At 65.3% G+C, this 12,156-nt stretch carries 11 protein-coding genes; 2 read left to right on the top strand and 9 right to left on the bottom strand.

Annotated features, from left to right (window positions below; genetic code table 11):
- Positions 1 to 73: 73 nt before the first annotated feature.
- Positions 74 to 1,114: a tRNA (adenosine(37)-N6)-threonylcarbamoyltransferase complex transferase subunit TsaD gene (gene tsaD / locus ACQ4W6_RS07605; protein ID WP_436566560.1), complete on the top strand. Its 1,041-nt coding sequence runs from the start codon at positions 74 to 76 to the stop codon at positions 1,112 to 1,114.
- 40 nt (positions 1,115 to 1,154) lie between these two features.
- Here tsaD and eutC read toward each other — a convergent pair whose 3' ends face one another.
- Positions 1,155 to 1,955 carry an ethanolamine ammonia-lyase subunit EutC gene (gene eutC / locus ACQ4W6_RS07600; protein WP_436566559.1) on the bottom strand — a complete coding sequence of 267 codons (801 nt, stop codon included), beginning with the start codon at positions 1,953 to 1,955 and terminating at the stop codon, positions 1,155 to 1,157.
- Positions 1,956 to 2,038: 83 nt separating this feature from the next.
- Here eutC and ACQ4W6_RS07595 point away from each other — a divergent pair, with 83 nt between their 5' ends.
- Positions 2,039 to 2,974, top strand: a complete 936-nt coding sequence (locus ACQ4W6_RS07595; protein WP_436566558.1) for a hypothetical protein — start codon at positions 2,039 to 2,041, stop codon at positions 2,972 to 2,974.
- Here the strand turns inward: ACQ4W6_RS07595 and ACQ4W6_RS07590 are convergent, their stop codons facing one another.
- The 8 genes from ACQ4W6_RS07590 to ACQ4W6_RS07555 all read right to left on the bottom strand — a co-directional run bounded on the left by ACQ4W6_RS07590 (position 2,975) and on the right by ACQ4W6_RS07555 (position 12,153).
- A complete protein-coding gene (locus ACQ4W6_RS07590) occupies positions 2,975 to 4,207 on the bottom strand; it encodes an ATP-grasp domain-containing protein (protein WP_436566557.1) in 1,233 nt (410 codons plus the stop codon). It abuts the gene before it with no gap.
- Positions 4,208 to 4,218: 11 nt separating this feature from the next.
- Positions 4,219 to 5,685 (bottom strand): pyridoxal phosphate-dependent decarboxylase family protein, encoded by a 1,467-nt coding sequence (locus ACQ4W6_RS07585; RefSeq protein WP_436566556.1) that lies wholly within the window; start codon positions 5,683 to 5,685, stop codon positions 4,219 to 4,221.
- A 47-nt stretch (positions 5,686 to 5,732) separates the two neighbouring features.
- On the bottom strand, positions 5,733 to 7,121 hold the full coding sequence (locus tag ACQ4W6_RS07580) for an ethanolamine ammonia-lyase subunit EutB (RefSeq protein ID WP_436566555.1): 1,389 nt from the start codon (positions 7,119 to 7,121) through the stop codon (positions 5,733 to 5,735).
- Positions 7,122 to 7,166: 45 nt separating this feature from the next.
- Complete coding sequence (locus ACQ4W6_RS07575) at positions 7,167 to 8,639, bottom strand: TIGR01777 family oxidoreductase (protein WP_436566554.1); 1,473 nt, start codon at positions 8,637 to 8,639, stop codon at positions 7,167 to 7,169.
- Positions 8,636 to 9,277 (bottom strand): DUF4166 domain-containing protein, encoded by a 642-nt coding sequence (locus ACQ4W6_RS07570; protein ID WP_436566553.1) that lies wholly within the window; start codon positions 9,275 to 9,277, stop codon positions 8,636 to 8,638. The genes ACQ4W6_RS07575 and ACQ4W6_RS07570 overlap by 4 nt, the downstream gene beginning before the upstream one ends.
- The gene (locus ACQ4W6_RS07565; RefSeq protein WP_436566552.1) at positions 9,274 to 9,849 is read right to left on the bottom strand and encodes a GbsR/MarR family transcriptional regulator; all 576 of its coding nucleotides are present in this window, start codon (positions 9,847 to 9,849) and stop codon (positions 9,274 to 9,276) included. Before ACQ4W6_RS07565 ends, ACQ4W6_RS07570 begins: the two co-directional genes overlap by 4 nt.
- 67 nt (positions 9,850 to 9,916) lie before the next feature.
- Positions 9,917 to 11,032 carry an acyl-CoA desaturase gene (locus ACQ4W6_RS07560; RefSeq protein ID WP_436566551.1) on the bottom strand — a complete coding sequence of 372 codons (1,116 nt, stop codon included), beginning with the start codon at positions 11,030 to 11,032 and terminating at the stop codon, positions 9,917 to 9,919.
- Entirely contained in the window at positions 11,029 to 12,153 is a 1,125-nt protein-coding gene (locus ACQ4W6_RS07555) for a sterol desaturase family protein (protein WP_436566550.1), read from the bottom strand. The genes ACQ4W6_RS07560 and ACQ4W6_RS07555 overlap by 4 nt, the downstream gene beginning before the upstream one ends.
- Between the last annotated feature and the right edge of the window lie 3 nt (positions 12,154 to 12,156).

Below are 12,156 nucleotides of genomic sequence, written 5' to 3'. Positions count from 1 at the left end.
TGCGCCGGCCGCACGGCGGCATGCGCGGCTTTCCTTTACAATGACGGATTACTCCTCCCTATTTAGCACCTTCATGATTGTTCTTGGCGTCGAATCCTCCTGTGACGAAACCGGCCTGGCCTTGTACGACACGCAACGCGGCCTGCTGTCGCACGCCCTCTACTCGCAAGTAGCCATGCACGAGCAATATGGCGGCGTGGTGCCGGAACTGGCGTCGCGCGACCATATCCGCCGCGCCATCCCGCTGCTGGAAGAAACCCTGGCCAAGGCCGGCATCACCCTGCCCGAGATCGACGCCATCGCCTACACGCAAGGCCCCGGACTGGCCGGCGCGCTGCTGGTCGGCTCGTCGGTGGCCTGCAGCCTGGGCCTGGCCATCAACAAGCCCGTGCTGGGCATCCACCACCTGGAAGGGCATCTGCTGTCGCCGCTGCTGGCGTCGGAGCCGCCGGAATTTCCCTTCATCGCGCTGCTGGTCTCGGGTGGACACACGCAGCTGATGCGCGTCGATGGCGTGGGCCAGTACACGATGATGGGCGAAACGCTGGACGATGCGGCCGGCGAAGCGTTCGACAAGTCGGCCAAGCTGCTGGGACTCGGTTATCCGGGCGGGCCCGCCATTTCGCGCCTGGCCGAGTTCGGCGACCCGCTGGCCTACAAGCTGCCACGCCCCATGCTGCACTCGAAAGATTTCAATTTCAGTTTCTCCGGCCTGAAGACGGCCGTACTGACGGTGGTCAAGAACCATGAAGAAAAAGTCATCGCGAATATCTGCGAACAGGACAAGGCGAACATCGCGCGCGGCTTCGTCGACGCCATCGTCGACGTGCTGACGGCCAAATGCGTGTCGGCCCTCAAGCACACGGGCTTGAAACGCCTGGTGATCGCCGGCGGCGTGGGCGCCAACGCGCAGCTGCGCGCCTCGCTCAATGCGGCCGCCGCCCAGAAGCGTTTCAAGGTGTATTACCCGGAACTGGAATTCTGTACCGATAACGGCGCCATGATCGCCTTTGCCGGCGCCATGCGCCTGCAGATCAACCCGCAGGCCGCCAAGTACGATTATTCATTCAATGTGCGCCCGCGCTGGCCGCTCGACGAAATCCGCGAGATCTGATTACCGCTGATCACCTTCGATCACCGCTGATTACCGCTGATCACGCCAGCAGGAAGTTGCGCGCGCCCGCCAGGGCCGCGCCTTCCTCTACCGTTTCATCCTTCAGGGCCACGCCCGAGAGCTGCCGCCGGAACGCCTGCGACAGCAGATAATGCAGCCGGTAAGCCGCCTGCGCATACGCCAATCCCTCAAGGCGCACGTTCGAAATGCAGTTGCGGCTGTCGTCCAGCAAGCCCACTTTCGGCGCCCACGTCAGGTACAGGCCCAGGCTGTCCGGGGAACTGAGGCCTGGCCGCTCGCCAATCAGCACCAGCACGGCACGCGCCTGCAGCAGTTGCCCCACCTCGTCGCCGACAGCGACCCGTCCCTGTGCCACGAGCATTACCGGCGACACCGTCCACGCTTCGCGCGCCAGCCGTTCCCGCAGGGCGGCCAGGAACGGTGCAGCATGGCGCTGCACGGCCAGCGCCGACAGGCCATCGGCCACCACCAGCGCTATATCAACACCTGCAACGCCCGCGACGCCCGTCACTTCACTGGCCAGCAGTGCGCGCGAGGCGTCGTCCAGGCGGCGTCCCAGGTCGGGGCGCTGCAGGTAGACGGCACGCGAGGTGGCGGCGCTGTGCAGCGGCACACTGGCCATGCCCTGTTGCGCCAGCGCCTGCGCCAACGCGGCCACGTCAAACGCCAGGTGCACGGCATCGCGCGCCTGGGCGTGGGCCAGCTGGAAAGCCAGCTGCGCATGGGTAGGCAGGCTGACGCCGCTGCGTCCCAGCGCGATGCGCGCAGCCGTGTGCTTGCGCAAGGCTTGCCAGGGGCTGCCGCTGTCTTTTTCAGGCATGTCATCCTCCCCGCACACGTGTATCCTTGCTACACTGCGCCGATTTCAAGTGTAGCACCGACTCCATCCACTCCAGGAATACCATGATTGTTGCCGCCGATGCCGTGCAGTGGGACCAGTTGTACGACGCGCCCCTGCTTGAACGCCTCGGTCCCGCCCAGGATGAAGTCATCGCCCATGTGGCGCAGGTCAATGCGGCCAGCGGCGTGGCCGCACAGCCGGTTTCCACGCAGGTCAGTGCCGACTTTCATGCCGACGTGCGTGCGGCGATGGCTGGCATGCCGGCGTCCGTGCAGGCGCTGCTTGATGGCGTGCTGCTGGGCGTGCGCTATGCGCGGCAGCTGGGTTCTTCAGCCATCAGCGATATCGTCGTCAGCGCCGAGGGCGTGATACTCGGCGTGGTGGTGGCCCTCGACGTGGATGCGTTCGAGCAGCGCACGGCCAACGCCTGGGCCACGTGGAAGGAAAACACGCCATTCGCGGCGCAGGACGGCTATCGCCTGGAAGCGCAGATCGCGGTGCCCGAGGCCGACAACCGCCAGGGCGCGCTGCAATACCTGCTGCTGCATGAATTCGGTCATGTGCTGGCAGCTGGCAGGGGCTTGCTGCCCGAATGGTGGAACGCCGCGCAGGCCATGCGCGAGGCCAACGATTACCATTACCTGCCCCTGGCCTGGAGCATCACGCCCGCGCTGCAAGTCGTACCCCTGCCAGAGAACGACTTTGCCCTGCGCGCCGACATCAGCTATTACCAGGCACCGCGCCTGGCGGCCAGCCAGATGCACGCGGCCTATGCGCAGCTGCAGGGCGCGAACTTCGCCACCCTGTACGCAGCCACCAGCATGCATGAAGACTTTGCCGAATCGTTCGCCAGCTATGTGCACGCCGTCATGCTGGACCAGCCCCTGCGCATCCGTATCTTCCACCACAGCGCCCTGCTGCTGCAATACGACGGCTATTGGGATGCGCCGCGCAGTGCAGCCAAGCGCTATCTTCTGGAACAGTTGCTGGGCAAGTGATCAGCGGCCGCCAGCCGCCCGTGCCAGCATGGCGCGAAATGCCGCAAATACCTTGTGCATGGCTGGCTGCTTGTACGGATACAGCGCTTCGGCATCCATGGCGTGCACGATCATGGCATTGTCAGCCTCGAACACCAGCAGCTCGCCGCCCTGCGTCTCGGCGCAGTCGATGCCCAGGTAGGGCATGCCCATGCGCGTATCGATGGCGCGCAAGGCAGCAGCATGACGCAGCGCAAACTCCTGCTCGAAATGCGCCATGCTGTGCGCCTCCTCGGCGCGCTTGACCGCGCTTTCGTCCATGCCCGCATTGAGGTAATGGATCATCCAGTGCGACGAGACGGCAAAGTGGCAGATGTACGGCAAGCCATCGATCAGCACGATGCGGTACTTGCGGAACTGGCCGTCTTCGCTGCGGTAGTCGACAAAGCGGGCGATATAAAAACGTTCGGCGTCGACGGCCTGCAGATAGGCGTGCAAGTCGCTGGCCTGTTCCATCTTTTCCAGGTCGTGGCCAGCGTGCGAACCGAGGGGCCGCACGATCAGGGGAAAAGAGTCGCCGGGCAGCACGGCATCGAGCGGCAAGTCACCCGATGCCAGCGCCATCAGTTGCGCGCGGCTGAGGCGCGCCGTGCGCGGCATGGCCACGCCGGCCAAGCCGCGCAATGCCTCGCACAGGCCATCGCGCGAGGTGTGCGCGATATGCCGGGGCAGATTGACGACGGGGCGGGGCCAGTCCGCCAAGAATTGCGCCAGCAGGGCCAGCAAGGGCTGGTTCGCCTCCGATTCGGCCACGCCCACCAGCAGCACGTCGTGGTCTGGCACTTCTTCCGGCAAGGCGCCGTCCAGCGTGACATACAGCAGGTCGAGCGCCACGTCGGAGTGCTCGACGAGAAACTCGATTGGCGTGTTCGACATCAAATCGCCTGGCCCCATCAGCACCAGCACCCGGATGCCCGGGCCCGACTGCGGCGCCTGCGCGGGCAGCGCGTACAGCTGCTGCAGCGCGATCGCCTGCGCCTGCACGGCCAGCGCCAGCTCGCGCTGACCCTTCAATTGCAGCACGGTGGAAAAATCCAGGCAGGCATGCGCGTCGTCAGGATAGGTTTGCGCACGGGCCAGCAGCGCTTCGCCCAGCGGCGCCAGGTCTTCCTGCAAGAAGGCGCGGCGCATCAATGGCGCCAGGCCGATCAGCGGCGCATACGGCGTGGCGGCGTGCTGCAGCAAATCGTTCATGGACTTCCCCTTCAAGACAGGCGCGCGGCGCCGAAGCGCAGCACGCCCGCCAGCAGCGCGTCGACATCTTCGGCACGCGTGCGGTGATTGACGATGGCGGCGCGGATGGCCAGCTGGCCCGCGATGGTGGTGGTCGATGGCGCGGCGATGCCCGACTCGTGCAGGTCGGCGACGATCTCGCCATTGAAGGCGTCGCTGTCGCCATTGGCCGCGCCCCGGTGGCGGAAGCAGACGATGTTCAGGGTGACGGGCGCCAGCAATTCCAGTTGCGGCGTTGCCTGCACCCGCTCGGCGAGGTAGCGCGCCAGTGCGCAGGTGTGCGCAATGGCCGCTCCCATGCGCTCGGCGCCGTGCACCTTGAAGGTGAACCAGGTTTTCAGGGCGCGAAAGCCGCGCGACAGGTCGGGGCCGAAATCGCAGGGCCATGGCGAGCCGCCCGCCAGGCCCCGCGCTTCGCGCCGCAGATAGGCGGCCGGCGCAGCAAACGCCGCCATGTGCCGCGCGCCGTCGCGCACCAGCAAAAAGCCCGCGTCGTACGGCACTTGCCCCCATTTGTGAAAATCAAACGCCAGCGAGTCGGCCAGCTCGATGCCGGCCAGCAGCGGTGCCACCTCGGGCGACAGCATGCCCAGCGCACCATACGCGCCATCGACATGGAACCACAGCTGCTCGCGCGCGGCCAGCGCCGCCAGCGCCGGCAAATCGTCGATGGCGCCCGTGTCCACGGTGCCGGCCGTGCCGGCGATGAAGAAGGGGCGCAGGCCCGCCGCGCGGTCTGCAGCTATCGCCTGCGCCAGCGCTGCGACGTCGATCTGCCCGCTGGCGTTGACGGCAATGCGGCGCAAGGCAGCCGTGCCCAGGCCCGACAAATCCATCGCCTGCGCGATGCAGCCATGCGCCGCAGCCGACGTATAGGCCACCAGCGGCGCGCCTTGCAAGCCATCCTGGCGAGCCGCCACGCCCAGCGCCTGCGTGCGCGCCACCAGCAAGCCCATCAGGTTGGCCATCGAGGTGCCCGTCACGAAGACGCCGCTGGCCGTCCCGGGAAAGCCGAACAGTTCGGCCATCCAGCGCGCGATCTGGCGCTCCACTTCCACCGGCATCTGGTTGCGTCCACCCACATTCGCATTCAGACCCGCCGCCAGCATCTCGGCCAGCATGCCCACGGGCGTGCCGCCGCCATGCACCCAGCCCATGAAGCCGGGGTGCACATTGCCAGCCGCGTAGGGCAGCACGTCGTGCATGAAGCTGGCGTGGGCATCGGCCAAATCACCGGGCGCGCGCGGCAGCGGCTGTGCAAATTGCGCGCGCGCGCTGGCCGGCGCCGCCTGCCACACAGGCCGCTGGCGGATCTGCTGCGCGTAATCGAGCATATCGTCGAGCATCTGGTGGCTTTGCGCGCGAAACGCATCCCAGTCGTGCGGATCGAGGGAGTCAGGGTCGGGTGGCAGCATGATGGCATCGGATGGAAAGATCATCGATTATCGCACCGGCGCACCCGCACGGGGCGTCAATTTGCGCCGTTTTACGCCCCCAGGCGCCCCAGCGCCGCCTGGAAGGCAGGCGCCAGCGCCGTATTCAGGCGGCCCTGCGCATCGGTGATCTGCATGCGCGCCAGCCAGGCCTCGAATTCGGGCGCCGCACGCAAGCCCAGCACGCGGCGCGCATACAGGGCGTCGTGGAACGAGGTGCTCTGGTAGCCGAGCATGATGTCGTCGGCGCCCGGCACGCCCATGATGAAATTGCAGCCGGCCACGCCCAGCATGGTCAGCAAGGCATCCATGTCATCCTGGTCCGCCTCCGCATGGTTGGTGTAGCACACGTCGCAGCCCATGGGCAGCCCCAGCAGCTTGGCGCAGAAATGGTCTTCCAGCCCCGCGCGCATGATCTGCTTGCCGTCATACAGGTATTCGGGACCGATGAAACCCACCACGGAATTGACCAGCAGCGGCTGATAGGCACGCGCCACCGCATACGCGCGCGCCTCGCAGGTTTGCTGGTCCATGCCATGGTGCGCGCCCGCCGACAGCGCGCTGCCCTGCCCCGTCTCGAAATACATGACGTTGCGCCCGACTGTGCCGCGCCCCAGCGACAGGGCCGCCGCCTGGCCTTCGGCCAGCAGCGCCAGGTCGATGCCAAATGCGCGGTTGGCCGCCTCGGTGCCGGCCACCGACTGGAATACCAGGTCGACGGGCGCGCCGCGGCGTATCGCCTCGATGGTGTTGGTGACGTGCGTCAGCACGCACGACTGGGCAGGAATTTGATATTGCGCTATGACGGCATCGAGCAAGTGCAGCAGCGAGACCACCTGCGCCACATTGTCGGTGGCGGGATTGATGCCGATCACGGCGTCGCCACTGCCATGCATCAAGCCATCGAGGATCGAGGCGGCGATGCCGGTGGCGTCGTCGGTCGGATGATTCGGCTGCAGCCGCGTGGACAGGCGGCCTTGCAGCCCCAGGGTATTGCGAAAGGCCGTGACGGCCTGACATTTTCTCGCCACCAGCACCAGGTCTTGCAGGCGCATCAGTTTGGACACGGCCGCCGCCATTTCCGGCGTGATGCCGGCGGCGACGCGCGACAGCGCTGGCGTATCCGTGGTGTCACTCAGCAACCAGTCGCGCAGCTCGCCCACGCACAAATGGGCAATTGGCGCAAACGCGGCGCGCTCGTGGGTGTCGATGATCAGGCGCGTGACTTCGTCATCTTCATATGGCACCAGCGCCTCATTGAGAAATGTCAACAACGGCACCTCGGCCAGCGCCAGTTGCGCCGCTACCCGCTCTTGCGCGCTGGCGGCCGCCACGCCGGCCAGCACGTCGCCCGAACGCAGCGGCGTAGCCTTTGCCAGCAAGTCCTTCAGGCTGGCAAAGGCATAGGTATGGCTGGCAATGGTATGGCTGAAGCGAGGCATAGATTGTGCTCCAATGCATCTCCAATGTCCCCATTCTACGCCAGGCTACAGGCTGCGCAGCGCCCCTTCCAGCTGTGGATAGCGGAAGACAAATCCATCGTCCAGCAGGCGGCGCGGCGCGACCCGCTGGCCTTCCACCAGCAAGTCGGCCTGCTCGCCCAGCAAGGTGCGCATCCCCCACGCTGGCGTCGGCATGAAGGCAGGCCGGTGCAGCACCGCGCCCGCCACTTGCGCGAAGCGGCGCTGCTCGATGGCTTGCGGCGCGCAGAAATTGTACGCACCGCTCACTAGCTGTTCTTCGCTGCGGCGCGCCAGGTGGGCGATGGCGCCGATCACATCGTGCACGTGTACCCACGACATCCACTGGCGGCCGCTGCCCAGCGGGCCACCCAGGCCGAAGCGTATCGGCAGCAGCATCTGCGGCAGCGAACCCTGGTGGCCGAACACGAGGCCAAAACGCATGCAAGCCACCTGCACACCATATTTCTCGGCCTGGCGCGCGGCCGCTTCCCATTCGCTGCACAGCTGCGACATGAAAATCGGCTGCGGCGCGCTGTCTTCATCCAGTTCCGTGGCGTCGCCCTGCGCCTGCACGCCGTAGTAGCCGATGGCCGACGCCGACAACAGCACGCGCGGCTTGTGCGCAGCGCGGGCGATCCACGCCACCAGCTCCTGCGTCAGCGCCACGCGGCTGCGGCGCAAGGCGGCCTTGCGCGCCTGCGTCCAGCGCCGCCCGACGATGCGCGCGCCGGCCAGGTTGACCACCATGTCGATGCGCTGCGCGTCCGGCAGCTCACCGAGCGTCTTGATGCAGCGTACCTGGCCGTCAAACGTCCACGCCGCCTGTTTCGGCTGGCGCGTCAGCACCGTCACCGCATGGCCGTCGGCCAGCAAGGCGCTGACCAATTGCTGGCCGATGAAACCCGTGGCCCCCGTCACCAGCACGGCTTGCGGCGTGGCAGCAAACGCCAGGTGTTCCGCTTGCTGTGCTTTCTCCTGCACCTTGCGCCGCCCCAGCTGCCCAAGGTGCCACACCGCATACGCGTCGCGTAGGCCGGACAGGCCCACGCCGACGCCGCACAGGACCAGAAAGACGCTGAGCCAGCCATACGGCTGCCACACGAGAGCCGTGGGCAAACCGGCCCAGTGGCTGCTGTTCAAGGCCAGCAGCGCAATGAAGGCGCCCGCATTGATCGCCAGCACCGTGTGTGTGACCCGCTCCGTGGCGGGCAAGAGGCGGGTTTGATCTTCCACAACAAAATCCCATAAAGTGAGCACGATTTCCACGCCAAAGACGATTGCCAGCACCCAGGCCCAGGCGCCATGCCACTCCCAGGCCGCCAGTCCCACAAACAGCAGGCTGTAGATCAACGCGCGGGTGGCGTGGATGCTGAGCTCCAGGCGTGCCGAGGCCTTCTGCGGCAGCGCCTCGGTGATTTCATGGTGGTAGATGGTGTCGAAGGCGCCCAGGCAGCCTTGCGCCGCCATCAGTTGCAGGGCCAGCAGATGCGTATTCATGGTGTCTCCTTTGCTTGTGTCGCGACAGCTTCGCGGAACACCCCCGCCTGGACAAACGTGGTGCCGAACAGCGCGTGGCGGATCTCGATGCGGATATTGAACTGCTGCGCCGTCTCGTTGCAGTGGCACAAATAGGTTTTCCCGGGGGTAAGCACGCCGGGCAGCGGCAGGCGCCAGCCAAAAATATCCCAGAAATAGCCATCGCTGGTGAAGTGCAGGTTGCCATCCTCGACGTGGAGCAGCAGCTTCATGCCCAGGCCCATGCCCACGTATTCGAGCACTTCGCCGCGTGCGCTTTCGGCCATGTAGGAGGTGAAGCGGATGGGCGCGCGCCGGTGCAGGCGGTAGGTGCGCTGCTTGAAGATAAACGGGCAGCCGGGGCGCGAATAGACTTCGATATCGACGGGGAAATCCGTGTCGTCGTAGGGAATCAGGGCGCCGCCGATGAAGGGACGCGTCAGCCAGCCCAAGAGCTTGCCCAGGCGAGAACTGCTCAGCTCACTGAGCTCGCCCCGGTAGTACAAAGGCTGGCCCGGCGCAGGATTTTTCTCGAAGCGGCGGCGAATGTCCGGGTGCAGGGTTTGCCAGTCAGCGCCCATGACCTTCCTGAACAGCTCTCCTTCCGAGGGGCCGCTCATTGTTGCTGACCTGATTTTCCCGGCTTTTTTGGCTTGGCAGGCTTGTCTTCCGGGCTGAGGAACTTGGCCACCTTGCCCCCCATGGAAAGCATGCGCTGCAGCGTGGCCGGTGGCAGGTTTTTGTAGTCGCTGTAGGTGCTGCTCAGCATTTCCAAAAAGGCCAGCACTTCGCCCATGCGCGCCAGGGTGGCCGGATCGATGGCCGCATCGTGTTCGCCCTCGATGGCGCACTCGCGCAGCACCGTCAGGGTGGGATCGATCTCGCGTCGCTTGCGCTCTTCCATGATGACGCGGAAGATTTCCCACACATCCTGCAGCGCGACGAAGTGGTCGCGCCGGTCCCCCATCACGTGCGTGATGCGCGCCAGGCCCCAGCTTTGCAGCTCCTTCAAGCTGTTGCTGACGTTCGAACGGGCCACGTTCAGGCTGGCCGCAATGTCTTCGGCCGTCAGCGGCTCATTGGCCAAAAACAGCAGCGCGTGGATCTGCGCCACCGTGCGGTTGACGCCCCAGCGGGTACCCATTTCGCCCCAATGTAAAATATATTTCTGCGTGGTCGGACTCAGTTCCATGATTTTCTCTTATTTCTGTCGTTACAGAAATGTAAGACGAAACGAAAATCGGGTCAAGCACGATTCGTCAGGAGTGTGCGGGCGGCTGGCCCATGGCGCGCAAAAACTTCTGCTGCGAAGCGTGCAGCTGGCCGTAGCCCAGTTCGCGGTACGCCAGGCCATGCTGGGGCGCCAGTTCGGCGATGATGCGCGCCAGCGCCGGGTAGTGGCGATGGTTCCAGGTAGGAAACAAATGATGCGTCAGGTGCAGGTTCAAGCCGCCCAGCCAATAGCCGAGCCAGCGCAAGGCGCGCGGCTTGGGCGTCCAGTCGCAGGCCGTATAAAAGGTGTGCTGGTACCAGTCGTGCGGCAGGGTGCCATCTGCGCCAGGCTGGAAAAACACCACTTCGGCCCAGTGCGTGCCCAGGATCAACGCCACCAGTGCGCACGACGCCAGCATCTGCCCCAGCAAATACGCGCCCAGCACCACGCCCCAGCCTATGCCGTGCTGCTGCAACACCCACATGGGCAGCGCCAGCACCAGCACCACGTGGCCCAGCTTCCAGCCCAGAAAAGACAGCCAGCCGCGCCAGCCCTGCAAGCGGCTGTGCGCGGCCACCGGCGTCTTGCCGAAGCGGTCGAGCCAGTCGCCATACCAGTTCAGATAGGGCAGCGACAGGGCAGCGACCACGGGCCAGTACAGGTATTGATAGCGGTAGTGCGGCGCCCAGCTTTGGTACGGCGTCTGGCGCAGGAACGGATTCGGCTGCGTGTCGAGGTCATAGCCTTCCACGTTGGCGTACGTGTGGTGGAAATGCACGTGGCGGAGTGTCCAGAAATCCGTATCCACGCCCACGGGCAAGCTCACGAGGCGGATCAGCACGCGGTTCCAGAGCCCCTGGCGAAAGACAGCGCTGTGGGCCGCGTCATGCAGGGTATTCATGGCCAGCGCCATGGCCACCACCAGGCAGGCGACATAGCTGGCGACAAAGCCCAGGGTACTTCCAGAATTGAGCGCCAGCGCATATAGCAGCAGCGTCAGCACGGCCAGGAAGAGGGCTTTCGCATGCATGCGCACGTCGCCAAAGCGGTGCTTGCCGGCGCCCGCCAGGTAGGCGTCGGTCCGCTCGCGCAAGGCACGGCGAAAGGCGGAGTCGCGCGCTGGCTGGAAGCGCAGCGGCGGCAAGGAAGGCAAGGGCGTCACGCGCGCGTCCCTGCTGCTACCGGCCACCACAAGCGGCGCGCGCCGTCGAGGCCATGCGCCAGCAGCAAGCCGAGAAACACCATGCCCCAGGCATCGCGCGCGCCATACCAGAGCAGGAAGAGCAGCGGCATGGCCAGGGCGATGGCCACCCAGGCGATGGCACCCCAGCGGCGCGCATCCGACAGGCCACCCAGCGCCAGGGTGCCAGCGAAGATCAGCGCGAACAGGATCACCTGCTGCGCGCCGGCCAGCGCCGCCTCGTGGTTGACGTAATAGATCACCAGGCCAAACAGGATCACGCCGCCGATGCCGATGAACAGCTCGGGCACGTGGAAGGTGCCGCGCGACTGCCAGCGGGGAAAGCGCGCGCGCAGCCATGTAAATAGTTTGCCGTTGCTGGCCAGCAGCGGGTTGTGCGTGGGCGTCATGCCCTTCATGCCATAGCGCATTTCCACGCCATCGAGTTCGCTCTGGAAGCTGCCAAAGAGTTTATCCCAGATCAACAAGGTGACGCCGAAATTGCGGTTGATATAGCGCTTGTCCGTGCCATGGTGCACGCGGTGGTGCGAGGGCGTGACCATGCATCTGTCCAGGATGCCGGATTTATTCACCAGCGCATTGTGGTTGTAGAACTGCACCGTGTAATGCAGCGACGAGACGACAAGGAAGATTTCCAGCGGCACGCCCAGCACGGCCAGCACGGCCAGGATGGCGATGAAGGGGAAATTCGTCAGCGACGAGTACCAGGAATTGCGCACGCCCAGCGACAGATTGAAATGTTCGCCCTGGTGGTGCACCACGTGCATGGCCCACAGCAGGGGAATCTTGTGGTGCAGCCGGTGCATCCAGTAAAAGCATAAATCCCAGGCGACAAAGGCGAACGCCCATTGCGCGGCCACGCGCCACTGGTCGACGATATGCAGGTTCACGTGGCGCAGCAGCAGGGCAAAGGCCGCCACTTCCACGCCCCGGAAGACCCACATCAGGATATGCCCGGAATTGAGGTTGAAGATGACGTCAATCCACGGCACAGGCGTCTGGCGCATCCATTTCAGGATCAGCAATTCGGCCAGCACGAAGGCCAGCATGATCAAAAACGACAGGGCAAAGGGATTCATCATGAT

Source organism: Janthinobacterium woesei (assembly GCF_051380875.1).
GTDB lineage: Bacteria > Pseudomonadota > Gammaproteobacteria > Burkholderiales > Burkholderiaceae_D > Janthinobacterium.
The sequence above is the reverse complement of the archived record's forward strand: the minus strand, read 5'-3'. Positions and strand labels throughout refer to the sequence as shown.

What these genes read in the sequence shown, in the direction of transcription:
- tsaD (WP_436566560.1), top strand. Translation starts at nt 74, where the DNA reads ATGATTGTTCTTGGCGTCGAATCCTCCTGTGACGAAACCGGCCTGGCC.
- eutC (WP_436566559.1), bottom strand. Translation starts at nt 1,955, where the DNA reads ATGCCTGAAAAAGACAGCGGCAGCCCCTGGCAAGCCTTGCGCAAGCAC.
- ACQ4W6_RS07595 (WP_436566558.1), top strand. Translation starts at nt 2,039, where the DNA reads ATGATTGTTGCCGCCGATGCCGTGCAGTGGGACCAGTTGTACGACGCG.
- ACQ4W6_RS07590 (WP_436566557.1), bottom strand. Translation starts at nt 4,207, where the DNA reads ATGAACGATTTGCTGCAGCACGCCGCCACGCCGTATGCGCCGCTGATC.
- ACQ4W6_RS07585 (WP_436566556.1), bottom strand. Translation starts at nt 5,685, where the DNA reads ATGATCTTTCCATCCGATGCCATCATGCTGCCACCCGACCCTGACTCC.
- ACQ4W6_RS07580 (WP_436566555.1), bottom strand. Translation starts at nt 7,121, where the DNA reads ATGCCTCGCTTCAGCCATACCATTGCCAGCCATACCTATGCCTTTGCC.
- ACQ4W6_RS07575 (WP_436566554.1), bottom strand. Translation starts at nt 8,639, where the DNA reads ATGAATACGCATCTGCTGGCCCTGCAACTGATGGCGGCGCAAGGCTGC.
- ACQ4W6_RS07570 (WP_436566553.1), bottom strand. Translation starts at nt 9,277, where the DNA reads ATGAGCGGCCCCTCGGAAGGAGAGCTGTTCAGGAAGGTCATGGGCGCT.
- ACQ4W6_RS07565 (WP_436566552.1), bottom strand. Translation starts at nt 9,849, where the DNA reads ATGGAACTGAGTCCGACCACGCAGAAATATATTTTACATTGGGGCGAA.
- ACQ4W6_RS07555 (WP_436566550.1), bottom strand. Translation starts at nt 12,153, where the DNA reads ATGATGAATCCCTTTGCCCTGTCGTTTTTGATCATGCTGGCCTTCGTG.